Consider the following 26,553-nt stretch of genomic DNA (forward strand, 5'->3'; position numbering starts at 1 on the left):
CCGCAGATGAGAAACGGTAAGGGCTGCAAAAATGAAAAACGCTTTAAATCCCTTCGCGCAACTCACGTGGCGACAGCCCATAGCGTGAGCGGAAGCGCACGGCAAAACGCGAGGCCGAGGCGTAACCACAGGCCCCGGCGATTTCACCGATCGGCCGAGAGGTGGTCTGCATCCATTGCAACGCGGTCGCCAATCGAACACCCTCCAGAATATTGCGGAAACTGTCCCCTTCATTCGCCAATTGACGACGCAACGTCGACTCACCCAGGTTCAGGTACTGTGCGATGTCTGCCACCGTCCAATCTCTCTCCGGGTTGCCCATGACCAGTTGCTGGACACGTTCACAAAGTGGATCGTCGCGCCCCATCAGCAAAGGTCCGAGTTGGCCGCCAAGGCATAGGCTCAGAAGAACCGCTTCCCCATAATGTGTGCGTAATACCTGCGGGGCGTCCGCGCTGATGGCCGCCAGCAACTGATCCCATGCCTGTATCGTGTGCTTGTCCAGGGGAACGCATAGATCACTCTTGAGTACACCGCGACGGCTCCTGATCTGCTGGCTATAACGGGTACTGAAGCTGCGCAATATCGAAGCGGGGAAGGTCACCGCATCGGCGATGTAGTGACCGTGGGGGCCGGGCAAGTTTGAGAGACCCAACTCGCGCCCGGCCGGCATCAGAATCAGCTGTTGCGGCCCGGCGCGCATCTCACGGTCATCCCACTGCAACAACTTTTCCCCTTGTCGTACTCGACACAAAGTCGTCACGAACACCGGCACCCGTGACAAGGTCAGGGGCTGGCGCGCCCGAATGACACACGCATCGATAATGTTTTCCCGGTGCTGTATGCCCTCACAAGGGTGCATCGTGCTTAACGTCCGTAAGTTGAAGTAATGGTCGCTTTGGCCAAGGCGTTGGCATTGAGCATGTACCCGACCAAGGCCCCGCTGGCCTGGTTGTCGAGCGCCAGCTTATCGACTTTCAATGCCCATACGGTGAATTGATAGCGATGGGGTTTATCCCCAACGGGAGGACAAGCGCCGCCAAACTCGGATTGACCATAGTCAGTTCGCCCTTGTACCGCACCGGCAGGCAAACTCGGCCCTGCTCCTCTTGGCAGGCTATGGATAGAAGCGGGCAGGTTAAAGACCGTCCAATGCCACCAACCGCTACCCGTCGGCGCATCAGGATCGTAGACCGTGATCGCGTAGCTTTTCGTGCCGGTGGGGGCGTTTATCCAGGAAAGTTGCGGGGAGGTGTTACCGCCTTCGCAACCGAAGCCTTGGAACACTTCCCGTTGAGTCAATGGACGATTGTCAGCAATGTCCTGGCTGCTCAATGAAAAGTCGGCGGCGTAGCCACTGAATGCCACTGCCATGGATAGTGCGGGCAGGATCGATCTGATGTTCATCGCGACTCCGGTCAAGGCTAAAAATGAAGCCAGAGTCTAGGTTGAACGCCGAATGGTCAGTGTGCCGAAACGCTCGACAATTGTGCCGAAATGCTCGATATCCGGAAGGGAGCACCATTGCCCCCAATTCGAGGCGGCTAGCGCGTCGGGTCGCTGCGCGGCATGAAAAAAGCCAGCGCCGCCGCGACAATGAACAGCGCCGGCACATCGCCAAGTAAATGCCCCATATGCCGAGTCCCATCCATCTCGACGTCGAAGGACTGCACCGCCATGATCGCGCCGTGCACGATGCTCGACCATACCGTGAACCAGATCAGGCTCAGGTGCTTCATCGGATCGCGCGATGCCATCAGCAGGAACACACCGAGGGTGGCGTAGATGCCGACAATCATCAACGGATAGTGGGAATGGCCGCTGTGCCACGCCCAGCCAGACGGCCACAGGTTCATCAGCGGCCAGATCGCGAAGACGGCGATCAGGCCGACAACGATCAAAACCATGCGCAAGGCGGCGAGCTTTTGAATGTCATTCATGCCGGGGCTCCTTATCGCGGCGTGTTTGTCACCGCAATGGGTGCCAGGAGTATAGAACACGCTTGGGCGTACACCGATTGCCTACGGCGAACTGCTCCCGTTGGGCTGCGCAGCAGCCCCAAAACCGTCATCACGATCGGCTCGATTGATGCTGCCCGCCTGGATTGGGGGGCTTCGCACCCCGGCGGGAGCAAGCTCCCTCGCCACGGTTTTGGGGGTTGATGGGGCAATGAGGTGAACCTCTCAAATGCCATCGCACAAACACCGAACGGGTTACTACGCCGAACCGCTCTTGTGGCGAGGGAGCTTGCTCCCGCTGGGCTGCGCAGCAGCCCCCGATCGAACATGTTCAATGCTCCATGGCCAGGGAGATGCTGCGGGCTTTGGTGCACACACCACGTCCGGATTTGGAGACCCTGTTCGATTTACATGCACGAGCACGAGGAGAACGGGCTGGCATGCGACAGGTCCTCGTGAACCATGCCCCCTTCCAACACCAGCATGTCATTGCGATCGGAGGCATGGAATTGACCAGCAAAAATGAAAAAAGCCCCATGGAAGTTATCCACAGGGCTTTTGTTCAAAAGGAGCGCAGGGGCCAATAGCGGCCGTCAGCGGTCAGCTGTTCAAGCCTGACTTATTCCCACTCAATCGTCGCCGGCGGCTTGCTCGACACGTCATAAGTGACGCGAGAGATGCCTTCGATTTCATTGATGATGCGACCGGAAACGGTTTCCAACAGCTCATACGGCAGATGTGCCCAGCGCGCGGTCATGAAGTCGATGGTTTCCACGGCACGCAGGGCCACGACCCAGGCGTAACGGCGGCCATCGCCGACCACGCCCACCGATTTCACCGGTTGGAACACCACGAAGGCCTGGCTGACCTTGTGGTACCAGTCGGCCTTGCGCAGTTCTTCGATGAAGATGTGGTCGGCGCGACGCAGCAGGTCGGCGTATTCCTTCTTCACTTCACCGAGGATCCGCACGCCCAGGCCCGGGCCTGGGAATGGGTGGCGGTAGACCATGTCGTACGGCAGGCCCAGTTCCAGGCCGAGGCGACGCACTTCGTCCTTGAACAGCTCGCGCAGCGGCTCGACCAGCTTGAGGTTCATTTCTTCCGGCAGGCCACCGACGTTGTGGTGGGACTTGATCACGTGAGCCTTGCCGCTCTTGGCGCCGGCCGACTCGATCACGTCGGGGTAGATGGTGCCCTGGGCCAGGTACTTGATGTTGTCCAGCTTGCAGGATTCGGCATCGAACACGTCGATGAAGGTGCGGCCGATGATCTTGCGCTTCTTCTCCGGGTCGGACTCGCCGGCCAGGTTGTTCAGGAACTGCTCTTCGGCGTTGGCGCGGATCACCTTGACGCCCATGTTCTCGGCGAACATGGCCATTACTTGCTCGCCTTCGTGCAGGCGCAGCAGGCCGTTGTCGACGAAGACGCAGGTCAGTTGATCGCCAATGGCCTTGTGCAGCAGCGCCGCGACCACCGAGGAGTCGACACCGCCGGACAGGCCCAGCAGCACGTTGTCGGTGCCCACCTGGGCGCGCACCTGGGCGATGGCGTCTTCCGCGATTTTCGACGGGGTCCACAGGGCTTCGCACTCGCAGATGTCGAGGATGAAGCGCGACAGGATGCGGCCGCCCTGCTTGGTGTGGGTCACTTCTGGGTGGAACTGCACGCCGTAGTAACGGCGATCATCGTTGAACATGCCGGCAATCGGACAGCTCGGGGTGCTGGCCAGGATGTGGAAGTCTTCCGGCATCCGGGTGACCTTGTCACCGTGGCTCATCCACACGTCCAGACCGAACAGGCCGTCGGCGTCGACGTGGTCCTCGATGCCGTCCAGCAGGCGGCTCTTGCCGACTACGTCAACGCGGGCATAACCGAACTCACGCAGGTCCGAACCTTCGACCTTGCCGCCCAGTTGTTCGGCCATGGTCTGCATGCCGTAGCAGATACCGAAGACGGGCACGCCCAGGTCGAACACGGCTTGCGGGCAGCGCGGGCTGTCGGCTTCGTGCACGGACTCGGGGCCGCCGGCGAGGATGACGCCTTTAGGCGCGAATTCGCGAATCGCTTCGTCATCCATGTCGAACGGATGCAATTCGCAGTACACGCCGATTTCACGCACGCGGCGGGCGATCAGCTGGGTGTACTGGGAACCGAAGTCGAGGATCAGGATGCGGTGAGCGTGAATGTCGAGGGCCATGACTCATTCTCATGTGGTGAATCAGAAACAACTCGGGGCTGAATGAACAGCCCCGGTGATTAACGTTTTGCTGAAGGCCTTACCCTACTCGGTAGTTCGGCGCTTCCTTGGTGATCTGTACATCGTGGACATGGGACTCGGCCATGCCGGCGCCGGTAATGCGGACAAATTCCGGCTTGGTGCGCATCTCGTCGATGTTGGCGCTGCCGGTGTAGCCCATGGAAGAACGCAGGCCGCCCATCAGTTGATGGATGATGGCGCTCAGGGTGCCTTTGTACGGCACACGACCTTCGATGCCTTCCGGCACCAGCTTCTCGGCACCCGCGGAGGAGTCCTGGAAGTAACGGTCGGAAGAACCCTGGGCCTGGGACATGGCGCCCAGCGAACCCATGCCGCGATAGGCCTTGTAGCTACGGCCCTGGAACAGCTCGATCTCGCCCGGTGCTTCTTCGGTACCGGCGAACATCGACCCCATCATCACGCAGGAAGCACCGGCAACGATAGCCTTGGACAGGTCACCGGAGAACCGGATGCCGCCGTCGGCGATCAACGGTACGCCCGTGCCTTCAAGGGCGGCGGCGACGTTGGCGATGGCGCTGATTTGCGGCACGCCGACACCGGCGACGATGCGGGTGGTGCAGATCGAGCCAGGGCCGATACCGACCTTGACCGCATCGGCGCCGGCTTCAGCCAGGGCCTTGGCGGCAGCGCCGGTGGCGATGTTGCCGCCGATCACCTGTACTTCAGGGAAGTTCTGCTTGACCCAGCGAACGCGGTCGATCACGCCTTTGGAATGGCCGTGGGCAGTGTCGACCACTACCACGTCAACGCCGGCAGTCACCAGGGCCGCGACGCGGTCACCAGTGTCCTTACCTGTGCCGACCGCAGCACCGACGCGCAGACGACCCTGGTCGTCCTTGCTGGCCAGCGGGTAGGCCTTGGCTTTTTCGATGTCGTTGACGGTCATCATGCCCTTGAGGGCGAACTTGTCGTCGACGATCAGCACGCGCTCGATGCGGTGCTTGTGCAGCAACTCGCGGACTTCGTCCTTGCTGGTGCCTTCCTTGACCGTGACCAGGCGCTCTTTAGGCGTCATCACTTGGCGGACGGTGGCATCCAGGCGGTTCTCGAAGCGTACGTCGCGGGAGGTGACGATGCCGACCAGGTCGCCATCGTGCAGCACCGGAACGCCGGAGATGTTGTGCATGCGGGTCAGTTCGAACAGATCGCGAACCGTGGCGTCAGCCTCGATGGTGATCGGGTCCTTGACCACGCCAGCTTCGAACCGCTTGACCTTGCGCACTTCGGCGGCCTGCTGTTCGATGGTCATGTTCTTGTGGATGATCCCGATACCGCCTTCCTGGGCCATGGCAATGGCCAGACGGGCTTCGGTCACGGTGTCCATGGCGGCGGAAACCAGGGGGATATTCAGTTCGATGCCACGGGTGAGACGGGTTTTGAGACTGACTTCGTTAGGCAGTACTTCGGAATAACCGGGCACTAGGAGAATGTCGTCGAAGGTCAGAGCTTCTTGGCTGATACGCAGCATCGCGGGGGCTCCCGAGCGGGAAAATGGAAGCGCGCCATTATACTCATGCACCCCGTCTGGCTCAATGTAAAACTCTGTCTATTATTGCCGGGGTGATCGATGGGGCTAAACACAGCCTGACTGCCAACAAAATCCCTGTGGGAGCGAGCTTGCTCGCGAATGCGCGTGCCAGTGGCATAGGCAGTGGATGACACACCGCTATCGCGAGCAAGCTCGCTCCCACATGGGTTGCTGCGTTGTTTCTATAATTCCACCTTCACCCAACTCACCGGCTGATCCAGCCAATCGGCGAATTCGTCGAGGAAGTCCTGCTTGAACCCCGCCTCCAGCCAGTTATTGAAGATGAACCCCAGGTTGGAAAACCCGCAGGGCTGCAAGAACAGGAAGCCGTTGATGTCATCTTCATGGCCGCATTCGGGGCAGGTGAAGTTGTCGGTGCGCGCCGGCATCCAGTCTTCGAGGCTTTCGAACAGTGCTTCGCCGACTTCCTTGCGGCACTCGGCGCAACCGGCTTCTTCGAGAAACCCCTTGGCCGGTGTATAGATGCAGCGCTTGGTGATGATCTCCAGGCCATTGATCGCCTCACCGAATGGCAAGGCTTCGGGGTGCATGACCACGTCGCGGGCACCGGAGGCGATGGCGTGGGCCATGCGATTGCCGGTGCGCCCACAGGTGGTCAGTTGTTCTTCGACGATATTCTTGCGCACCAGCCAGCGCACGATCGCCCGGGCCCGAGGCTCGTGGACCGGCAGGGTGGAAATTTTCGGAACGATGATGCTTTGCGAATTCATGGCGAGGCCTGGCTGTTTCCCTGGCAGGGTCTGATCAAAGGCCGGCAGCTTAATCCCTGGCGGGGCCAGGTCAAGCACTCAGGTAGCGCCCGATCAACGCGAGGCCGCTGGCAAGCACCAGCCAGGTGACCAGCCGCACGAATGCCTCTCGCGACATCTTCATGGTCAAGCGACGTCCTACCCACAGCCCCAGCGCCATGGCCGGCAACAAACACAGCGCCAGTACCAGCAAGGGTAGCTCGGCATACACACCGGCGACGATAAACAGGCTCAGGCGTACCACAGTGCTGCAACTGATCAAGGCACTTTGCGTGGCCCGGGCCGGTTCCTTGGGCAGGCGGCTGTTCAGATAGATGGCATATAAAAAGCCGCCGCTGCCAAACAACGCGCCGAACATCCCGCCCACCGTGCCCATCGCAAACGCCCAGCGCGATGACAACTGCGTCGGCCGGGTTTTTATCAACAGGCTGTAGATTGCATAGCTGCTGATGAACAGCCCCATCAACAGCAACAATAGGTCGGACTTGAGGTTGAGCAGGAAAATCACCCCGACGGTGCAGCCCAGCGCCATGCACGGCAACAACCGCAGCAGCTCCGGCCGGGACACGTCCCGGCGCGAGGGCAACAAGTTGCCGAAGGCCGCGACAAAGTCGAGCAAGACCAGCAACGGGACGATTTTCGACAGGGGCATGAACAGCAGCAGAATGGGCGCGGCCACCAGTGCCGTGCCGAACCCGGCGATGCCGAACACGATGTAAGCCAGGACAATGGCCGAGCCGATCACCAGCCATTGCGTGGGGGCAAATGCCCACTGGCCTAACCATGACAGAAGATCCATCCGGCACTTCCTTGATGAGGAGAGCGGGGACTTTAGCCAGATGTGCGGTGGCATATCCAGTAGTTGTGGCGGCTGATACACCGCTATCGCGAGCAAGCTCGCTCCCACTTTGGATCTTCAGTGCAGCATGGATCCAGTGTGGGAGCGAGCTTGCTCGCGATACAGGCAACTCAGTCTAATTGCTTGCACACATGGAGATTCACCGGCAAATCCCCTTATCATGCCGCCCATGATTAAAGATCCCTTTGCCCGACTGGGCCTGGACCGCGAAGTCCTGACTGTCAGCCAGCTCAACGGCCGTGCGCGGGTGTTGCTTGAAGACGTGTTCAGCAACATCTGGGTCGAGGGCGAAATCTCCAACCTCGCCCGCCCGGCCTCCGGCCATGTGTACTTCACCCTCAAGGACAGTGGCGCCCAGGTGCGTTGCGCGCTGTTCCGGCAGAATGCCGCGCGGGTGCGCCAGGCCTTGAAGGACGGGCTGGCGGTGAAAGTGCGTGGCAAGGTCTCGCTGTTCGAAGGCCGTGGCGACTATCAACTGATCCTCGACACCGTCGAGCCGGCCGGCGATGGTGCGCTGCGCCTGGCCTTCGATGCCTTGAAGGAGAAACTCAGCGCCGAAGGCCTGTTCAGTGCCGAGCGCAAGGTGCCGTTGCCGGCCCATCCGCAACGCATTGGCATTATCAGTTCGCCCACGGGCGCGGTGATCCGCGACATCATCAGCGTGTTCCGCCGCCGCGCGCCGCAGATCGCCCTGACGCTGATCCCCACCGCCGTGCAGGGACGCGAAGCGACCGCACAAATCGTCCGTGCCCTGAAGCTGGCCGACGCCCGTGGTTTCGATGCGCTGATCCTGGCCCGAGGCGGCGGTTCGCTGGAAGACTTGTGGTGCTTCAACGAAGAAGCCGTGGCCCGGGCGGTGGATGCCTGCGTCACGCCGATCGTCAGCGCCGTGGGCCATGAAACCGACGTGTCCATCAGCGATTTCGTCGCCGACGTGCGCGCCCCGACCCCGTCCGCCGCCGCCGAACTGCTCGCCCCGGATGCCGGCGACCTGGTGCGCCGGGTCGAAAGCCTGCATCGCCGGCTGGTGATGCGCATGCGTGACCGGCTGATGCGCGATCAACTGCGCCTCGAAGGCCTCACCCGACGTCTGCGCCACCCCGGCGAACGCCTGCGCCAGCAAGCCCAGCGCCTCGACGACCTGGACATGCGCCTGCGCCGGGCGTTCGAACGCAGCCTCAATACCCGTCGTGAACGTTTGATCCGCCTGGAGACCCGCCTCGCCGGGCAACACCCGGGCCGGCAGCTGGCCTTGCTGCGCCAGCGCCTGGACAGCCTGGCCGAACGCCTGCCCCGGGCCATGCGCGAAGGCCTGAAAACCCGCCGCGTGCAGCTGCACAACCAGATGCAGACGCTGCACATCGTCAGCCCCCTGGCGACCCTCGGCCGGGGCTACAGCATTTTGCTCGACGAGCGCGGCCAGGCGATCCGCATTGCCGGGCAAACCCAGACCGGCCAGCGCCTGACCGCCAAGCTCGGCGAAGGCGAATTGCTGGTACGGGTCGAAGACAATCACCTGACGCCGGTCACCCTTTCTTTACTGGATTGATTCATGCTGCGATTTTCCGCCTTCACCCTGGCCCCTTTGCTGTTGCTCTGCCTGACCGTCAACGCCCACGCTGACAGTTACATCAGCCGCCTGCTGAACAAACCGGTGCCCGGCGGCGTGGCCGTGGTGGACCTGGGCAGCGCCGCCAAGGCACCGAAAGCCAGTTACCAGGGCAAGCCGGTGCTGGTGGTCAAGGAACAGGACAACTGGCTGGCGATTGTCGGCATCCCGCTGACGGTCCAGCCCGGCACCCAACAAATCAGCTCAGGCGGGACAACCCAACCGTTCGTGGTCGGCTACAAGAAGTACCCCGAGCAACACATCACCCTGAAGAACAAACGTCAGGTCAACCCAGAGCCCGCGGACCTCAAGCGCATCGATGCCGAACTGGCGGTGCAACTGAAGGCCTACCGCAGCTTCAGCCCGAACATCCCCAGCAACCTGTTGCTGGACAAACCGGTCAACGGCCCGCTGTCGAGCAAGTTCGGCGTGCGCCGCTTCTTCAACGGCGAAGAACGCAACCCCCACGCCGGCCTGGACTTCGCCGTGCCCGCCGGTACGCCGATCAAGACCCCGGCCGCCGGCAAGGTGATCCTCACCGGTAACTACTTCTTCAATGGCAACACCGTGTTCGTCGACCATGGCCAGGGGTTCATCAGCATGTTCTGCCACATGTCGAAGATCGACGTGAAGGTCGGCCAGCAATTGGCCCGGGGCACCGTGGTGGGCAAGGTCGGCGCCACCGGCCGCGCGACTGGGCCGCACATGCACTGGAACATCAGCTTGAACGATGCACGGGTAGACCCGGCGATCTTTATCGGTGCTTTCCAACCCTGAGTCTTGCGGTGAGGCTACTGGCCCCATCGCGAGCAAGCTCGCTCCCACATTGGATCTGCTGTGAACTCAACATTTACAATCTATAGAGATCCCTGTGGGAGCGAGCTTGCTCGCGATGACGGCAGCCGCATCACCCCTCACTCCTGAATTGCCAAGCTCAAAACATCGCCGCAATTCCCAAGACCCTTACTTTAGATATACGCGATTAAATCTCGCAAACCCGCCCAAAATCAGAACTTATCCCAATTTTTTCTGACTGCTTGCAACCCCCGATCCACACGGTTAGGGTTGAGGGCATGAAAACCTCTCACACCCTCATTCAGCTTCGCCAGCACCGCAGCCTGTGCCTCGTCAGCGCACGACTGCCGGGCTGAATCGCGGCACCTCGTCTCGGCTGCGAAGCCACCCCCATCGAACCACCGGCAGGCCGCCTTTTTCCGGCCACGACAATAAGGATTTCCCCATGAGCATGCTCAAAGACCCGTCTTCCAAATACCGCGCCTTCCCGACCATCAACCTGCCGGATCGCACCTGGCCGTCGAAGACCATCACCGCCGCGCCGATCTGGTGCAGCTCCGACCTGCGCGACGGCAACCAGTCGCTGATCGAGCCGATGGACGCGGTCAAGAAACTGCGCTTCTGGAAAACCCTCGTCGCGGTGGGCGTGAAGGAAATCGAAGCATCGTTCCCAGCCGCTTCGCAAACCGACTTCGACTTCGTGCGTACCCTCATCGAAGAAGGCCACATCCCGGACGACACCACCATCCAGGTGCTGACCCAGGCCCGTGAAGACCTGATCGCTCGTACGTTCGAATCCCTGCGCGGCGCGAAAAAAGCCATTGTCCACCTGTACAACGCCACCTGCCCGTCGTTCCGCCGCATCGTGTTCAACCAGGACAAGGAAGGCGTGAAGGAAATTGCGGTAAACGCGGCCAAGCTGTTCGTCAAATACGCCGCGCAGCAGCCGCAAACCCAGTGGCAGTTCGAGTATTCGCCAGAAACCTTCAGCGCCACTGAGCTGGAGTTCGCCAAGGAAGTCTGCGACGCGGTGATCGAAGTCTGGAACCCGACGCCCGAGCGCAAGGTGATCCTCAACCTGCCGGCCACCGTGGAAGTCGCCACGCCGAACATCTACGCCGACCAGATCGAGTGGTTCCACCGCAACATCACTCGCCGTGACAGCGTGCTCATCAGCCTGCACACCCACAACGACCGTGGCACCGGCGTGGCCGCGACCGAGCTGGGCCTGATGGCCGGCGCCGATCGTGTCGAAGGCTGCCTGTTCGGCAACGGCGAACGCACCGGTAACGTCGACCTGGTCACCGTGGCGCTGAACCTCTACACCCAGGGCATCAACCCTGAGCTGGATTTCTCCGACATCGACGGCGTGCGCAAAGTGGTCGAGGAATGCAACCAGATCCCCGTGCACCCGCGCCATCCGTACGTGGGCGACCTGGTTCACACCGCGTTCTCCGGCTCGCACCAGGATGCCATCCGCAAAGGTTTTGCCCAGCAGAAATCGGACGGTCTGTGGGAAGTGCCGTACCTGCCGATCGACCCAGCCGACATTGGCCGCAGCTACGAGGCGGTGATTCGCGTCAACAGCCAGTCGGGCAAAGGCGGTATCGCCTACCTGCTGGAACAGGAATACGGCATCAGCCTGCCACGTCGCATGCAGATCGAGTTCAGCCAGGTGGTACAGCGCGAAACCGATCGCCTGGGCCTGGAAATGACGGCCCAGCAGATCCACGCCTTGCTGCAGCGTGAATACCTGCAAGCCAACACCCCGTACGCGCTGGTCAGCCATCGCCTGCAGGAAGAAAACGGCAACAGCGCCGTGGAAGTGGAAGTGGCGAGCAAGGGCCAGGGCGAGACCAACCTGCACTGGCGCGGCAAGGGCAACGGTGCGCTGGAAGCGCTGGTGGCCGGCCTGCCAATTCCAGTAGAGATCATGGACTACAACGAACACGCCATCGGCGCCGGCACTCATGCCAAGGCGGCGGCGTACATCGAATTGCGAGTGAATGGCGAGCGTGCGGTGCATGGCGTGGGTATCGATGAAAACATCACCACGGCGAGCTTCAAGGCGGTGTTCAGCGCACTGAACCGCTCCCTGAGCCAGCCGGAAGCCAAGGCGGCCTGATCGACTGATGAAATGAAAAAGGCCCCGGGGTGTGAACCTCGGGGCCTTTTTGTTTGGCTCAGGATTTTGTGCTGACTGCTCTGGCCTCATCGCGAGCAAGCTCGCTCCCACAAGGTTCTGCATCACGCCGCCCCCCTGTGGGAGCGAGCTTGCTCGCGATGGCGGTCTATCAGGCAATACAAATCTCAGGCATGGGTATCGATGGAGGTGGTCATCGCCTGCAGCAACGAGGCCCGCAGGGTCTGCAAGGCGGCCTGGGTGCCCATGATCTGGGTCTGGATGGCCATCGTCTGCTGAGCCTTCTGCTCGGCGCTGGCCTGGCTCTTTTGCACCCGGGCCAGTTCAGCTTGCTGCTGGGCCAGGAGCTTCTCGGTCTGCTCGATTTGCTTCTTCAGCTGTTCGACGATATCGATGCCGCCGCTGGAAGGGGCACCCGCCACGTTGGCGCCGCTGGTATCGACTTTCAGTGACTTGCCCTTTTCGTCGCCAGCGTCCGTCGATGCAGTCGTGGTCGCAGTTGTGTCTTCGTCAGCGCCCTTGATCCGAGTGGTTGGGGCCGAGAGCGGATAAGGGTTTATGGTAGTTGCACTGATAGTGGTCATGGGAACGCCTCCTTGGATGACCGTCTATCGGCAGGTAGCGCCGTTCCTGAAGGGCTGAATCGTTACAATTAGATGAATTCGAAGTCATCGGCATCCAGATTCGCCGGAAACCGCGTGCGATACGCCGCCAAGTCCCCTGCGTTCAAGCACACCTTGAACACACCATCGGCTTCGCCGGCGCTGAGCAAGTTTTCGCCCTGGAAATCCAGCACCTGGCTGTCACCGGTGTAGGCAAAGCCCTTGCCGTCGGTGCCGATGCGGTTCACCGCCGCCACGTAGCACAGGTTCTCGATCGCCCGGGCCGGCAACAGCCGGTTCCAATGCTGTCGCCGCGCCCCGGGCCAGTTGGCGGTGTACAGCAGCAGGTCGGTGTCCTCGGCGTCGCGGCTCCAGACCGGGAAGCGCAGGTCGTAGCAAATCAGCGGACGAATCCGCCAGCCCTTGAGCTCGAACAGCACCTGTCGCTCACCCGGGGTGTAGTGGTTGTGCTCCCCCGCCATGCGAAACAGATGGCGCTTGTCGTAATGCAGCACTTCTCCATCCGGCCGCGCCCAGAGCAGGCGATTGCGATGGCTGCCGTCAGCGGCCTGGATGATCACACTGCCGGTAATCACCGCGTCCAGCTTCGCAGCCTGGGCCCTGAGCCATTGGCGCGTCGGGCCGTTCTCCGGCTCCGCCAGGGTCTCGGATTCCATGGAGAAACCGGTGGTGAACATTTCTGGGAGGATGATCAGGTCAGCCCCGCGCGCCTGTTCGAGCAGCGGTTCGAAATGTTCCAAGTTGGCCCGACGGTCGTGCCAGGCCAGCGTGGTCTGGACCAGGGCAATGTCGAGGTTCGGTAACGTGCTCAGATCACGCATAGTTTTTCCGCCGCTTCACGCAGCGTCTCCTCGCGTTTGGCAAAGCACAGGCGCACCAGGCGCTGGCCTTGTGGTGGGTGCTGGTAGAACACCGAGATCGGAATCGTCGCCACGCCATGCTCGCGGGTCATCCACACCGCCATGTCGACGTCATTCAGGTCCGGGCGAATCTGCGAGTAATCCACCAGTTGGAAATAGGTGCCGGCCACGCGCTTGAAACTGAAGCACGACGGGGCCAGCAGGTCGCAGAACAGGTCGCGCTTAGCCTGGTAGAAGCCCGGCAGCTCATCGACGTGTTCCGGATGCTCGGCCATATAGTCAGCCAGGGCGTACTGCAACGGCGTCACGCCGCAGAAGCTGACGTACTGGTGCACCTTGCGCAGCTCCGCCGTCAGGGCCGCTGGCGCCACCACATAACCGGTTTTCCAACCGGTGACGTGATAGGTCTTGCCGAACGAACTGACCACGAAGGCGCGGCGATACAGCTCTTCATGGGCCAGGACACTGGCGTGGGCGACGCCGTCGAACACCAGGTGTTCGTAGACCTCGTCGCTGACCAGGTAGATGTCACGGTCGCGAATCAGCGTCGCCAACTGATCCAGTTCGGCACGGCTGATCAGGGCGCCGCTGGGGTTGTGCGGCGAGTTGAGGATGATCATGCGCGTACGCGGGCCCAGGGCTTGGCCGAGCTTCTCGAAGTCGATGGCGAAGTCATCCAGGCCCAATGGCACATGCACGCAACGCCCCCCGGCCAATTGCACGGCAGGTTCGTAGCTGTCGTAGCTCGGGTCGAAGACGATGACTTCGTCACCGCTGTGGACCACCGCCGCAATGGCACAGAAAATCGCCTGGGTCGCGCCAGGGGTCACGGTCACTTCCTGATCGGCATCGACGTTGGCGCCGTAGCTGCGGGCGATCTTCATCGCGATTTGCTGGCGCAGCGCCGGCAGACCGGTCATGGGCGAGTATTGGTTATGGCCTTGGGCGATATGCCGGCCAACTGCATCGCGCAGGGCCTGCGGACCATCGAAATCGGGAAACCCCTGGGACAGATTGAGCGCGCCGGTCTGCACCGCGAGCTGGGACATCTGGGTAAAAATAGTGATGCCGACATTCGGCAACTTGCTGGTGATCATCAAGGATTCCCTGCTCTGCACCCGGCTCTGGTGCGGCGCGGGAGAGCTCGAGAATAGCCCAATCGCCGGGCATGAAAAAGGGTGCCACACAGGGCACCCTTCTCATGCTGAAGACTCATGCCCTGTGGGAGCAAGGCTTGCCCGCGATGGCCGCACCGCAGTGTAACAACTGAACCGCGTTATCGTTCATCGCGGGCAAGCCTTGCTCCCACAGCTACACAGCTACAGATCTCCACAGCTACAGATCTCCAAATCCCAGATCCAAACTAGATCAGCGCTTGTCGCGACGCTTCTTGTCGGCCTTCTTGTGGTGCGACATCAAGCGGCGCTTCTTGTTGACCTGGCGGTCGGTGAGCGTGTTCTTGTTGCCTTCGTACGGGTTCTCGCCGCCCTTGAACTCGATGCGGATCGGCGTGCCGACCAGCTTCAGGACGCGACGGTAGGTGTTCTCCAGGTAACGAACGTACGACTTGGGCACCTTCTCGATCTGGTTACCGTGGATCACGATAATCGGCGGGTTGGCACCGCCCAAGTGGGCGTAGCGCAGCTTGATCCGACGGTTGTTGACCATCGGTGGCGCGTGCTCACCTACCGCATCTTCGAGGATCTGGGTGAGGCGGTTGGTCGGCCAGCGGGTCACCGCCGACTTGAACGAGTTCTGCACCGAAGCGTAGAGGTTGCCCACGCCCGTGCCGTGCAGAGCCGAGATGAAGTGGATGTCGGCAAAGTCGACGAAGAACAGGCGACGCTGCAATTCGATCTTCACGAAATCCCGTTCGCTTGGCGTCATGCCGTCCCACTTGTTGATCGCGATGACCAACGCACGACCCGCTTCCAGGGCGAAGCCCAGCAGGTTCAGGTCGTGATCGACCACGCCTTCGCGGGCGTCCATCACGAAGATCACCACGTTGGCGTCTTTGATCGCCTGCAGGGTCTTGACCACGGAGAATTTTTCAACTTCTTCGTGGATCTTGCCGCGCTTGCGCACACCAGCGGTGTCGATCAGCGTGTACTTCTCTTCGTTACGCTCGAAGGGAATGTAGATACTGTCGCGGGTGGTGCCGGGCTGGTCGTAGACAATAACCCGGTCTTCGCCGAGCATGCGGTTGACCAGCGTCGACTTGCCCACGTTCGGGCGGCCGATGATGGCGATCTTGATCCCGTCTTTTTCGCTCGGGCCCGGAATGCGCTTGGCTTCCTCACCTTCGGCAACGATCTCTTCTTCGCCATCTTCCGGCTCTTCAGCGTCCTTGGGGAAGTCCGCCAGGGCGATTTCCAGCATCTGGGTGATGCCACGACCGTGAGCACCGGCGATCGGGATCGCCTGGCCCATGCCCAAGGGCGCGAACTCGGCGCGGGCCATGTCCGGGTCGATGTTGTCGACCTTGTTGGCGACCACATAGGAACGCTTGTTACGCTTGCGCAAATGCTCGGCGATCATCTGGTCGGCGGCGGTAAAACCGGCCTTGGCGTCTACCAGGAACAGCACCACATCGGCTTCTTCGATGGCGAGCAGCGACTGCTCGGCCATTTTTTCGTCCATGCCGTGTTCATCACCGGAGATGCCGCCGGTGTCGACCAGAATATAGGTACGCCCTTGCCACTTGGCCTCACCGTATTGGCGATCACGGGTCAGACCGGACAAGTCGCCGACAATGGCGTCGCGAGTCCTGGTCAGGCGGTTGAACAAGGTGGACTTGCCGACGTTCGGTCGGCCCACCAGGGCGATTACGGGAACCATGCGGCTCTCCACTTCGTTATTTCAGAAAATACAAAAGCCGCTGCGAGGCAGCGGCTGGTGCTCGGGGCAGTCTGTGCAAGCCCTGCAAACCTTGTGAACAAGGCCGCTTGGGGGATTAGCCCCAAGCATAGTCTTACTTGATGGTCAGGGCTTCCAGTTTGCCGCTGTTGCCATACACATAGATCATGTTGCCCACCACCAGCGGACGGGCACGCAGGCCGTCGCTGTCGATGCGCTCACGGCCGACGAACCGACCGTCCACCTGGCTGAGCAGGTGCAGGTAACCTTCCAGGTCACCCACTGCAACGTAGCTGGAGAACACTTCCGGGGCCGACAGTTGACGACGGGCCAGGGAGTCGTTGCTCCACAATGCGGTGGTGGAACGCTCGTCAACGCCTTCGACGGTGCCCGAGGACAGGCTCACGTAGACGCTGCCAAAGCCTTGGGCGACACCGGCGTAGCTGGACGCATCGCGTTGCCACAGCGGACGACCGCTTTCCAGGTCCAGCGCCGCGACGCGACCCTGGTAGCTGGCGACGTAAAGCGTACCGCCGGACAGCAGCAAGCCGCCGTCGATGTCGACCACACGCTCCAGCTCCGAACGACCTTGCGGGATCGCTACGCGCTGTTCCCAGACCGGCACGCCGTTGGAAATATCCAGGGCCACCACTTTACCGGTCGACAAGCCAGCCACCGCCAGGCGGTTGGTGACGATCGGCGCGCTGGTGCCGCGCAGGGTCAGTACTGCCGGGGTGCTGTCGTACAACCAGCGCTGGTTGCCAGTAGCGGCATCCAGGCCGATCAGGCGGTCGTCCTGAGTCTGGACAACGACCACGTCACCGTTGGTGGCCGGCGGTGCGAGCACTTCACTGGTCACGCGGGCGCGCCACTTCTCTTCACCGCTGCTCGCGTCCAGGGCGACGATCTCACCCTTGAGCGTGCCGATCATGACCAGGCCATAACCCACGCCAACGGCGCCGGAAACAGGCAGCTCAAGATCTTTCTTCCATTTGACGTCACCGTTGGTGCGGTCCATTGCCATCACCACGCCCGTGACATCACCTGCATAGATGGTGTCGCCGTCAATGGCCGGCACCAGCATGTTGTAGGTTTCGCCCTGGCCATCGCCGATGGAACGGCTCCACTGCTTCTGCAGCACGACTTCTTCTTTGAAGTCGGTCAGTTCGGCCGGAGGCAGTTCTTTCTTGCTGTTGCTGCTGCAACCCGCGGCCAGAATGGCCAGGGCCAGCAATGCTGCATGTTTCCAACGGATCACGTCACGCATCCCCTTTGGCCAGGTCGTCCAGCTTGATTTGCAGGCCACCGACTGCTGCCTCATCCGACAGCGCAGCCTTGGCTTTTTGGTAGGCCGCATGGGCCTCATCGGCACGGCCCAGCTGTACCAGCAGGTCGCCCTTGAGTTCTTCGCGGGTCGCCAGGAATGCCTTGTCGGCATCACCGTCGAGCAGCTTCAATGCGTCTTCGGTCTTGTTCTGTGCCGCCAGCACCTGCGCCAGGCGCTGACGCGCCACTTCGCCCAGGGTCGGGTTGGCCGGCTTGTCGACGATACCTTTGAGCTCGGTGGCCGCGTCGTCCAGCTTGCCGCTGTCCACCGCCACCTTGGCCACGAACAGATGGCCGTATTGGGCGTAGGCGGTGCCGCCGAATTCCTTGTCCAGCTTGCCGGCCAGGTCCGCCACGCGTGCAGCGTCAGGCTTGCCGTCCGGAGTCAGGGTGGTTTCCAGCAATTGCTGGTAGAGCACCGAGGCGCCTTGCGACTGGTTGCTCTGGTATTTCTGGTAGGCCTGCCAGCCGAACACGATGACCAGCGCCAACAGGCCGCCAGTGACCAGCGGCTTGCCGTTGCGCGTCCACCAGTCCTTCAAATCCGCCAGCTGTTCATCTTCGGTACTCGACACCCCAATACTCCTTAATCGCTAAATCGGCTGTTTGACAGCTTCAACCCTGCACGACGCAGGTGGCCAGGTGTGCAGCAAGCGCATCCCAGGCAATACTTTGTTGTTCGCCCTGGCCACGCAGGGGTTTGAAACCTACCACTTGTTGGGCCATTTCGTCGTCACCGAGGATCAGTGCGTACAGCGCACCGCTCTTGTCGGCCTTCTTGAATTGGCTCTTGAAGCTGCCGGCGCCGGCGTTGATCTGCAGGCGCAGGTTGGGCAACTGGTCGCGGATCCGCTCGCTCAACGACAGGGCTGCCAGCTCGGCGGCCTCGCCAAAGGCGCACAGGTAGACGTCGACCTGACGGGACAGTTCTTCGGGAACCTTGTCCAAGGCTTCAAGCATCAGCACCAGGCGCTCGATACCCATGGCAAAGCCAACGCCCGGAGTCGGCTTGCCGCCCATCTGCTCCACCAGCCCGTCGTAGCGGCCACCGGCACATACAGTGCCTTGGGCGCCGAGCTTGTCGGTGACCCACTCGAAGACGGTCTTGCTGTAGTAGTCCAGGCCACGGACCAACTTGGGGTTGATCACGTAAGGAATGCCCACGGCGTCGAGACGCGCCTTCAGCCCTTCGAAGTGCGCACGGGATTCGTCGTCGAGGTAGTCCGCCATTTTCGGCGCATCGACCAAAACCGCCTGGGTCTCGGCATTCTTGGTGTCGAGCACACGCAGTGGGTTGGTCTTCAGACGGCGCTGGCTGTCTTCGTCGAGCTTGTCCAGGTGGGCGGAAAGAAACTCCACCAACGCTTCACGGTAGCGGCCACGGGACTCGCTGGTGCCCAGGCTGTTGAGCTCGAGCTTGACCGCATCGCGAAGCCCCAGCTCGCCCCACAGGCGCCAGGTCATGACGATCAGCTCGGCGTCGATGTCCGGACCCTCGAGGTTGAACACCTCCAGGCCAATCTGGTGGAACTGGCGATAACGGCCTTTCTGCGGACGCTCGTGACGGAACATCGGGCCGACGTACCAGAGTTTCTGCACCTGGCCGCCGCCGGTGATGCCGTGCTCGAGCACCGCACGCACGCAGGCCGCCGTGCCTTCGGGGCGCAGGGTCAGGGAGTCGCCGTTGCGGTCGTCGAAGGTGTACATCTCTTTTTCGACGATGTCGGTCACTTCACCGATGGAGCGTTTGAACAGCTCGGTGAACTCGACGATCGGCATGCGGATCTGCCGATAGCCGTAGTTATCCAGCAGGCGCGCCACAGTACTCTCGAAATAACGCCACAGGGGCGTCTGCTCGGGCAGGATGTCGTTCATGCCACGAATGGCTTGCAGGGACTTGCTCACGTGTATTCCTTAATCTTTCGACTTAACCGCGCGCGATGACCGCTGCGTCGGCTTCGACCTTTTCGGCCGCTTTCTGGCGAATCAGCCGTTCCAGCTCATCCACCAGATTGTCATTCGTCAGTTTCTGCGACGGCTTGCCGTCGATGTAAATCAGGTTCGGTGTACCGCCAGTCAGGCCGATGTGGGCCTCCTTGGCTTCGCCCGGCCCGTTGACCACGCAACCGATCACCGCGACATCCAGCGGCACCAGCAGGTCTTCGAGGCGCCCTTCCAGCTCGTTCATGGTCTTGACCACATCGAAATTCTGCCGCGAGCAGCTCGGGCAGGCGATGAAGTTGATGCCACGGGAACGCAGGTGCAGGGACTTGAGAATGTCGTAGCCGACCTTCACTTCCTCGACCGGGTCGGCCGCCAACGAGATGCGGATGGTATCGCCAATCCCTTCGGCGAGCAGCATACCGAGGCCGACGGCGGATTTCACCGTGCCCGAACGCAACCCACCGGCTTCGGTGATGCCCAGGTGCAGCGGCTGGACGATTTCCTTGGCCAGCAGGCGGTAGGCTTCGACGGCCATGAACACGTCGGAGGCCTTCACGCTGACCTTGAAGTCCTGGAAATTCAGGCGTTCCAGGTGCTCGACGTGGCGCAGGGCAGACTCCACCAGCGCGGCCGGGGTCGGTTCGCCGTATTTCTTTTGCAGGTCTTTTTCCAGGGAACCGGCGTTCACGCCGATGCGGATCGGGATACCCCGGTCGCGGGCGGCATCCACCACGGCACGTACACGGTCTTCGCGACCGATGTTGCCCGGGTTGATGCGCAGGCAATCGACACCCAGCTCGGCCACGCGCAGGGCGATGCGGTAGTCGAAGTGGATGTCGGCCACCAACGGGACCTTGACCAGTTGCTTGATCTTGCCGAACGCCTCGGCGGCATCCATGTCCGGCACCGATACGCGCACGATGTCGACACCGGCGGCTTCCAGGCGGTTGATCTGCGCGACCGTGGCGGCCACGTCATTGGTGTCGCTGTTGGTCATGCTCTGCACAGCGATAGGCGCATCGCCGCCCACGGGCACGTTGCCGACCCAGATTTTTCGGGATTCGCGACGCTTGATTGGAGATTCGCCGTGCATGACTTATTGACCCAACTTCAGGCGAGCGGTCTCGCCACTGGTGAACGGAGCGATGTCGACCGGCTGGCCGTTGTAGCTGACCTGCGCGCCACGGGCATAACCCAGGCGTACGGCAAAGGGTGGCTTGCCGTTGATGGCGGTGCTGTCGCCCTTGCGCTTGAGGCCACTGAACAGCACCTTGCCGTTGCCGTCGCTGATCTGCGTCCAGCAGTCGGCGACAAACTGAATCTGCACCTGGCCTTCACCTGCCGCAGGCGCCACCGCAGCCACTGGCGCTGCCGGGACAACGGGAGCGGCTGGCGCGGCGTGGGTCGCGGTCGGCGCTGGCGTGCTTGGGGCGGCAGGCGCCGTGGCAATCGGTGCGGTGCCGGGGCTCGGTGCAGCCGGCGCTGTTGGTGCAGCGGGCGCAGGGGCCGGAGAAGCTGGCTCGGCACCCGCTTGGGCATCGGCGGCGTCCTGGCCCGGCAACGCCAGGGCGGTTTCGCCTTCGGCCTGGCCTTCGACGACAGCCTGGTCTTCCGGCTCGTCCAGCGGATGGATCTGGGTGGTGCCGTCGGCGCCTTCGACTTCAACGTGCTCAGGGTTCATGGCGACCGGCTCCTTGTTGCGCAAGGAAGCCTGGTCCTGCCACCAGACAAAACCGCCACCAATTACCGCGATCAGCAGCAACAGGCTGACGATTCGCAAAATGGTGTGGGAAACGCGAACGGGCTCCTCGATGCGACCCAGGCTGTGCACGCTGCTGCCCTGGGCATCGGAGCCGGTGTATTGATCGAATTGCTGGACCAGCACGGTCTGGTCCATGCCGAGCAACTTGGCGTAGGCACGGATATAGCCCCGGGCAAAGGTATGCCCTGGCAGCTTGTCGAACGCGCCCGCTTCCAGATTGCCCAAGGACGCCACGGTAAGATTGAGCTTGAGGGCCACTTCGGCCAGCGACCAACCATTGCTTTCGCGGGCTTGACGCAGGGTCTCACCAGGATTTACGCGAGTCGCTGCTACAACTTCGGGATGCGCCGCTTTCATCATTGCTCCGACAGGTATTGCTGATATTCCGGCGTACCGGGATAGAGTCTTTTGAGTTGCAGGCCGTAGCTTGCAGCCTTGTCGCGATCTTCAAACACATGTGCCAGCCGAACGCCGAGCAATAGACTACGTGCATTTTGCTCGCTCAGCAGGCTAAAACGTTCGTAGTAGTCACGCGCGGGCACATAATGCCTGTCTTCGTAGGACAACTCAGCCATTTCCAGCAGCGCCCGCGGTTGCTGGCGGTTGAGCCGCAGCGCCTTTTCCAGCTGCTGGCGGGCCAGGTCACGCTGGCCAAGCTGCGCGGCCGTCATGCCGAGGTTTTCGAAAACCCGCGAACGCTCAGGGTAAAGGGTGTCGGCGGCAGCCTGCTCGAAGCGCTCGTAGGCTTCCTTGTAACGTTTTTGCTCGAAAAGAAAGCTGCCGTAGTTGTTCAGGATCCGTGCGTCTTGCGGGCGGGCAGACAGCGCCTTGCGAAAATGCTCGTCGGCCAGATCCGGCTCCATCTCGGCCTGGAACACCAGGGCCAGGGCCGCGTTGGCATCAGGGTCGGAGTCGTCCAGTTCCAAGGCTTTCTTGAGCGGCACCTTGGCCCGCTCGGTCATGCCCTGCTGCAAGTAGCCAATGCCCAGCTGCACGTAGGCCCCACGCGCCTCGTCGCGCCCTTTGCTGGTCCTCATCGGGTTGTAGTCACCCGACAGGACACAACCGGAACAAAGGCCGGCCAACAGCAAAACGAGCGCGAAGCGCAGGGACATAGAGTTCCTCTCTTAGTGACTGTTCGCAGCGTTTTGCACCGCATCGTCCGCGGCGTTCAACTCACGCACGGCAATGTAGCGCTCGCTGCGACGGGTGCGATCCAGCACCTGTCCTACCAATTGGCCACAAGCGGCGTCGATGTCTTCGCCGCGGGTGGTGCGCACGGTGACGTTGAAGCCAGCGTGGTGAAGCTGATCCTGGAAGCGACGAATCGCGTTGTTGCTCGGACGCTCGTAACCGGAATGCGGGAACGGGTTGAACGGGATCAGGTTGATCTTGCACGGGATGTTCTTGAGCAGCTCAATCATCTCGACAGCGTGCTCGACCTTGTCGTTCACATCCTTGAGCAGTGTGTACTCGATGGTCAGCACGCGCTTTTCGCCCAGGGACGACATGTAGCGCTGGCACGACTCAAGCAGCATCTTAAGCGGATACTTCTTGTTGATCGGCACCAATTGGTTACGCAATGCGTCATTGGGTGCGTGCAGCGACAACGCCAGGGAGACGTCGATGTGCTTGGCCAGCTCATCGATCATCGGCACCACGCCGGAGGTGGACAGGGTCACGCGGCGCTTGGAGATGCCGTAGCCCAGGTCGTCCATCATCAGGTGCATGGCGGAAACGACGTTGTCGAAGTTCAGCAGCGGCTCACCCATGCCCATCATCACCACGTTGGTGATGGCACGGTCGACGGTCGCCGGGACGCTGCCAAAGGATTTGTTGGCAATCCACACCTGGCCGATCACTTCGGCGGCGGTGAGGTTGCTGTTGAAGCCTTGCTTGCCGGTGGAGCAGAAACTGCAATCCAGGGCACAGCCTGCCTGGGACGAAACGCACAAGGTGCCGCGTTTGCCCTGGGGAATGTAGACGGTCTCGACGCAACTGCCGGACGCCACGCGCACCACCCACTTACGGGTGCCGTCGCTGGAAATGTCCTGGCTGACCACTTCGGGGCCGCGAATCTCGGCAACAGTCTTGAGCTTTTCGCGCAGGGCCTTGCCGACATTCGTCATGGCGTCGAAGTCGTCGACGCCAAAGTGGTGAATCCATTTCATCACCTGACCGGCACGGAAACGCTTCTCCCCGATCGAGTCGAAGAATTTCTCCATTTCCGGCTGGGTCAGCCCCAGCAGATTGGTTTTAACAGTCGATGTAGTCATGGATTCACCTTCACTCTCAAGCCAATGCTTAGCGAGCGGTTACTTCAGTAGCAGCGAAAAAGTAAGCGATTTCGCGAGCAGCAGCGGCTTCGGAGTCCGAACCGTGAACGGCGTTGGCGTCGATGGACTCAGCGAAGTCAGCACGGATGGTGCCGGCAGCGGCTTCTTTAGGGTTGGTAGCGCCCATCAGCTCACGGTTGCGAGCGATAGCGTTTTCGCCTTCCAGAACCTGAACGACAACCGGACCGGAAGTCATGAAGGCAACCAGCTCACCGAAGAAACCGCGCTCGCTGTGCTCAGCGTAGAAGCCTTCGGCTTCGGCCTTGGACAGTTGCTTCATTTTCGAAGCTACAACGCGCAGGCCAGCGTCTTCGAAGCGGGTAACGATCTTGCCGATCACGTTTTTAGCAACGGCGTCAGGCTTGATGATGGAGAAAGTACGTTGAACAGCCATGGTGTAACTCCAGAAACGGTAATTTGCGAAAAATTAAACCCGCGAATTATACGCGGGTTCAGGGGTATTGCCTAACCTGCCAGCTCGATCAGTCGATTTCTTCGATCCAGAGCGTCTGGACCGCTTCCAAGACCTTCTCGCCACAACGGCCAGAGGTATTGTCGAAATCGGGAAGCTCCATGATCCAGCGCTGCAAATCGACAAAATTCACAGTCAACGGATTCACGTCCGGCTTGGCTTCGGCCAGTTCTTCTGCGATGCGTTGTACATCATTCCAACCATAGCTCATGACAGTGTCACCATCAGTGCGGCGCTTCGGCCGCATGGTTCAGCGAATATTTCGGAATTTCGACCACCAGGTCTTCGGTGCCGACCTTGGCCTGACAGGTCAGGCGCGACGTCGGTTCCAGGCCCCAGGCCCTATCAAGGTAGTCTTCTTCCAGCTCATCGGCCTCATTCAGCGAGTCGAAACCTTCGCGAATGATGCAATGGCACGTGGTGCAGGCACAGACACCGCCACAGGCGCTCTCGATCTCGATGTGGTTGTCATGGGCCACCTCAAGCAGGGACTTGCCGGTTTCGGCCTCGACCACCATACCGTCCGGGCAATGCTCGGCGTGTGGCAGGAAAATGATCTGCGGCATCAGTTATTCCTCGATTTCATTCAGGTTGCGCCCCGCCAGGGCGGCTTTCACCGTCGAGTCCAGGCGGCGGGCAGCAAAGGCATCGGTGACGTGCGACAGACGCTTGGTCTGCTGCTCGATGGCATAGCCATCGGTGCCTTTGATCAATTCGGACAGTTCTTGCATCTGCAGTTCGATGACCATGCGCTCTTCGTCGTCGAGCAAGCGCTCACCGTCGGCTTCAAGGGCACCCTGCACGGCTTCGATCAGGCGCTGGGCGTCGACCTGTTGCTCGCGCAATACGCGAGCCACCTTGTCGTCGCTGGCATGCTGGAAGGAATCCTTGAGCATCTTGGCGATCTCGCCGTCGGTCAGGCCGTAGGACGGCTTGACCTGGATGCTCGCCTCCACGCCCGAACCCAATTCGCGGGCGGAAACGTTGAGCAAGCCGTCGGCATCGACCTGGAAGGTCACACGGATCTTCGCCGCACCGGCGACCATGGCCGGGATGCCGCGCAGTTCGAAACGGGCCAGGGAACGGCAGTCGCTGATCAGTTCACGCTCGCCTTGCAGCACGTGGATCATCATGGCCGACTGGCCGTCTTTATAGGTGGTGAAATCCTGTGCGCGGGCAACCGGGATGGTGGTGTTGCGCGGAATCACCTTCTCCATCAGGCCGCCCATGGTTTCCAGGCCCAGGGACAACGGAATCACATCGAGCAACAGCAGTTCGCCGCCATCGCGCTTGTTGCCGGCCAGGGTATCGGCCTGGATCGCGGCACCGATGGCCACCACCTGGTCCGGGTCGATTTCGGTCAGCGGCTGGCGACCAAAGGCCTCGGCGACGGCTTCGCGAACCCGAGGCACGCGGGTCGAACCACCGACCATGACCACGGCCTTGACGTCTTCCAGCTCCACGCCGGAATCACGCACGGCGCGGCGGCAGGCCTTGAGGCTGCGGGCAACCATGGGCTCGATCAGGGCGTCGAAGGCTTCGCGGGTCAGCGCGGCTTTCCAGTCGCCATAAGCGACTTCAACCGTTGCGGCGTCGGTCAAGGCTTCCTTGGCGGCACAGGCGGTTTGCAGCAGATGGCGCTGTGCACCCGGGTCGAGGTCGGCGGAGAGACCCGCTTGCTCGATGATCCAGCCAGCGATGGCGTGGTCGAAGTCGTCGCCGCCCAGGGCGCTGTCGCCGCCAGTGGCCAGGACTTCAAAGACACCGCCAGTCAGGCGCAGGATCGAAATATCGAACGTACCGCCGCCCAAGTCGTAGATAGCGACCAGGCCTTCGGCATGCTGGTCCAGACCATACGCCACGGCAGCGGCGGTCGGCTCGTTGAGCAGGCGCAGCACGTTCAGGCCGGCGAGCTTGGCGGCATCCTTGGTGGCTTGGCGCTGGGCGTCGTCGAAATAAGCCGGCACGGTAATGACCGCACCCACCAATTCACCACCCAATGCCGCTTCGGCGCGCTGGCGCAGGACCTTGAGGATGTCGGCGGAAACTTCTACCGGGCTTTTCGGGCCCTGCACGGTCTCGATGAACGGCATGTGGGATTCGCCACCGACGAAGCGGTACGGCAGCTGGTCGCCCAGTTGCTTGACGTCGGACAGACCACGACCCATCAAGCGCTTGACCGAGACAATGGTGTTCAGAGGGTCGGTGGCGGCGGCCAGCTTGGCCGACTCGCCCACTTCGACGCGATCGGCGTGATAACGCACGGCGGACGGCAGGATCACCTGTCCTTGCTCGTCGGCCAGCGGTTCGGAAAGACCGCTGCGCAAGGCAGCGACCAGGGAATTGGTGGTACCCAAGTCGATCCCGACAGCCAGGCGACGCTGGTGCGGTTGTGGACTTTGGCCGGGTTCGGCGATCTGCAGTAGGGCCATCG

General features: G+C 61.5%; 25 protein-coding genes. 3 read left to right on the top strand and 22 right to left on the bottom strand.

The window, feature by feature from the left end:
• Window positions 1–43 precede the first annotated feature (43 nt).
• The 7 genes from KI237_RS24725 to KI237_RS24755 all read right to left on the bottom strand — a co-directional run bounded on the left by KI237_RS24725 (window position 44) and on the right by KI237_RS24755 (window position 7,333).
• On the bottom strand, window positions 44–862 hold the full coding sequence (locus KI237_RS24725; protein ID WP_212797446.1) for a helix-turn-helix transcriptional regulator: 819 nt from the start codon (window positions 860–862) through the stop codon (window positions 44–46).
• A 5-nt stretch (window positions 863–867) separates the two neighbouring features.
• Window positions 868–1,407 carry a kinase inhibitor gene (locus KI237_RS24730; RefSeq protein ID WP_212797447.1) on the bottom strand — a complete coding sequence of 180 codons (540 nt, stop codon included), beginning with the start codon at window positions 1,405–1,407 and terminating at the stop codon, window positions 868–870.
• A 137-nt stretch (window positions 1,408–1,544) separates the two neighbouring features.
• Complete coding sequence (locus KI237_RS24735) at window positions 1,545–1,940, bottom strand: DUF6632 domain-containing protein (protein WP_212797448.1); 396 nt, start codon at window positions 1,938–1,940, stop codon at window positions 1,545–1,547.
• A gap of 637 nt (window positions 1,941–2,577) precedes the next feature.
• A complete protein-coding gene (gene guaA, locus KI237_RS24740) occupies window positions 2,578–4,155 on the bottom strand; it encodes a glutamine-hydrolyzing GMP synthase (protein WP_053161917.1) in 1,578 nt (525 codons plus the stop codon).
• A 79-nt stretch (window positions 4,156–4,234) separates the two neighbouring features.
• A complete protein-coding gene (guaB, locus tag KI237_RS24745) occupies window positions 4,235–5,704 on the bottom strand; it encodes an IMP dehydrogenase (protein WP_212797449.1) in 1,470 nt (489 codons plus the stop codon).
• A 242-nt stretch (window positions 5,705–5,946) separates the two neighbouring features.
• Window positions 5,947–6,495 (bottom strand): hypothetical protein, encoded by a 549-nt coding sequence (locus KI237_RS24750; RefSeq protein WP_018611183.1) that lies wholly within the window; start codon window positions 6,493–6,495, stop codon window positions 5,947–5,949.
• 70 nt (window positions 6,496–6,565) lie between these two features.
• Window positions 6,566–7,333, bottom strand: coding sequence for a sulfite exporter TauE/SafE family protein (locus tag KI237_RS24755; RefSeq protein ID WP_212797450.1), 768 nt, complete (start codon window positions 7,331–7,333; stop codon window positions 6,566–6,568).
• A gap of 229 nt (window positions 7,334–7,562) precedes the next feature.
• On the opposite strand from KI237_RS24755, the gene xseA reads away from it, so the two are divergent.
• From xseA to leuA, 3 genes are all read left to right on the top strand, one after another.
• Entirely contained in the window at window positions 7,563–8,942 is a 1,380-nt protein-coding gene (gene xseA / locus KI237_RS24760; protein ID WP_212797451.1) for an exodeoxyribonuclease VII large subunit, read from the top strand.
• Between the two features lie 3 nt (window positions 8,943–8,945).
• On the top strand, window positions 8,946–9,779 hold the full coding sequence (locus tag KI237_RS24765; protein WP_212797452.1) for a peptidoglycan DD-metalloendopeptidase family protein: 834 nt from the start codon (window positions 8,946–8,948) through the stop codon (window positions 9,777–9,779).
• 463 nt (window positions 9,780–10,242) lie between these two features.
• Window positions 10,243–11,922, top strand: a complete 1,680-nt coding sequence (leuA, locus tag KI237_RS24770) for a 2-isopropylmalate synthase (protein WP_212797453.1) — start codon at window positions 10,243–10,245, stop codon at window positions 11,920–11,922.
• Between the two features lie 185 nt (window positions 11,923–12,107).
• On the opposite strand, the gene KI237_RS24775 is transcribed toward leuA, so the two are convergent.
• From KI237_RS24775 to hscA, 15 genes are all read right to left on the bottom strand, one after another.
• Window positions 12,108–12,524 (bottom strand): hypothetical protein, encoded by a 417-nt coding sequence (locus KI237_RS24775; protein WP_212797454.1) that lies wholly within the window; start codon window positions 12,522–12,524, stop codon window positions 12,108–12,110.
• A 68-nt stretch (window positions 12,525–12,592) separates the two neighbouring features.
• Window positions 12,593–13,384, bottom strand: coding sequence for an amidohydrolase (locus KI237_RS24780; RefSeq protein ID WP_212797455.1), 792 nt, complete (start codon window positions 13,382–13,384; stop codon window positions 12,593–12,595).
• On the bottom strand, window positions 13,372–14,520 hold the full coding sequence (locus tag KI237_RS24785; RefSeq protein ID WP_212797456.1) for a pyridoxal phosphate-dependent aminotransferase: 1,149 nt from the start codon (window positions 14,518–14,520) through the stop codon (window positions 13,372–13,374). The genes KI237_RS24780 and KI237_RS24785 overlap by 13 nt, the downstream gene beginning before the upstream one ends.
• A 271-nt stretch (window positions 14,521–14,791) precedes the next feature.
• Window positions 14,792–16,261 (bottom strand): ribosome biogenesis GTPase Der, encoded by a 1,470-nt coding sequence (gene der / locus KI237_RS24790; RefSeq protein WP_212797457.1) that lies wholly within the window; start codon window positions 16,259–16,261, stop codon window positions 14,792–14,794.
• A 133-nt stretch (window positions 16,262–16,394) separates the two neighbouring features.
• A complete protein-coding gene (gene bamB / locus KI237_RS24795; protein WP_212797458.1) occupies window positions 16,395–17,546 on the bottom strand; it encodes an outer membrane protein assembly factor BamB in 1,152 nt (383 codons plus the stop codon).
• On the bottom strand, window positions 17,539–18,180 hold the full coding sequence (locus KI237_RS24800) for a YfgM family protein (protein WP_212797459.1): 642 nt from the start codon (window positions 18,178–18,180) through the stop codon (window positions 17,539–17,541). Before KI237_RS24800 ends, bamB begins: the two co-directional genes overlap by 8 nt.
• Window positions 18,181–18,220: 40 nt before the next feature.
• Complete coding sequence (hisS, locus tag KI237_RS24805; RefSeq protein ID WP_212797460.1) at window positions 18,221–19,510, bottom strand: histidine--tRNA ligase; 1,290 nt, start codon at window positions 19,508–19,510, stop codon at window positions 18,221–18,223.
• Window positions 19,511–19,532: 22 nt separating this feature from the next.
• A complete protein-coding gene (ispG, locus tag KI237_RS24810; RefSeq protein WP_003185136.1) occupies window positions 19,533–20,642 on the bottom strand; it encodes a flavodoxin-dependent (E)-4-hydroxy-3-methylbut-2-enyl-diphosphate synthase in 1,110 nt (369 codons plus the stop codon).
• Between the two features lie 3 nt (window positions 20,643–20,645).
• Window positions 20,646–21,668 carry a RodZ domain-containing protein gene (locus KI237_RS24815; RefSeq protein WP_212797461.1) on the bottom strand — a complete coding sequence of 341 codons (1,023 nt, stop codon included), beginning with the start codon at window positions 21,666–21,668 and terminating at the stop codon, window positions 20,646–20,648.
• Window positions 21,668–22,426, bottom strand: a complete 759-nt coding sequence (gene pilW / locus KI237_RS24820; protein ID WP_212797462.1) for a type IV pilus biogenesis/stability protein PilW — start codon at window positions 22,424–22,426, stop codon at window positions 21,668–21,670. The genes KI237_RS24815 and pilW overlap by 1 nt, the downstream gene beginning before the upstream one ends.
• Before the next feature lie 12 nt (window positions 22,427–22,438).
• On the bottom strand, window positions 22,439–23,587 hold the full coding sequence (gene rlmN, locus KI237_RS24825; RefSeq protein WP_212797463.1) for a dual-specificity RNA methyltransferase RlmN: 1,149 nt from the start codon (window positions 23,585–23,587) through the stop codon (window positions 22,439–22,441).
• 28 nt (window positions 23,588–23,615) lie between these two features.
• Complete coding sequence (gene ndk, locus KI237_RS24830; RefSeq protein ID WP_003185145.1) at window positions 23,616–24,041, bottom strand: nucleoside-diphosphate kinase; 426 nt, start codon at window positions 24,039–24,041, stop codon at window positions 23,616–23,618.
• A gap of 88 nt (window positions 24,042–24,129) precedes the next feature.
• On the bottom strand, window positions 24,130–24,330 hold the full coding sequence (gene iscX, locus KI237_RS24835; protein ID WP_109753617.1) for a Fe-S cluster assembly protein IscX: 201 nt from the start codon (window positions 24,328–24,330) through the stop codon (window positions 24,130–24,132).
• A gap of 13 nt (window positions 24,331–24,343) precedes the next feature.
• Window positions 24,344–24,685, bottom strand: a complete 342-nt coding sequence (fdx, locus tag KI237_RS24840; RefSeq protein WP_042727996.1) for an ISC system 2Fe-2S type ferredoxin — start codon at window positions 24,683–24,685, stop codon at window positions 24,344–24,346.
• 3 nt (window positions 24,686–24,688) lie between these two features.
• Window positions 24,689–26,551 (bottom strand): Fe-S protein assembly chaperone HscA, encoded by a 1,863-nt coding sequence (hscA, locus tag KI237_RS24845; RefSeq protein WP_212797464.1) that lies wholly within the window; start codon window positions 26,549–26,551, stop codon window positions 24,689–24,691.
• Window positions 26,552–26,553: the final 2 nt, after the last annotated feature.

The sequence above is a fragment of the Pseudomonas sp. St316 genome (genome assembly GCF_018325905.1).
Classification (GTDB): Bacteria; Pseudomonadota; Gammaproteobacteria; order Pseudomonadales; family Pseudomonadaceae; genus Aquipseudomonas.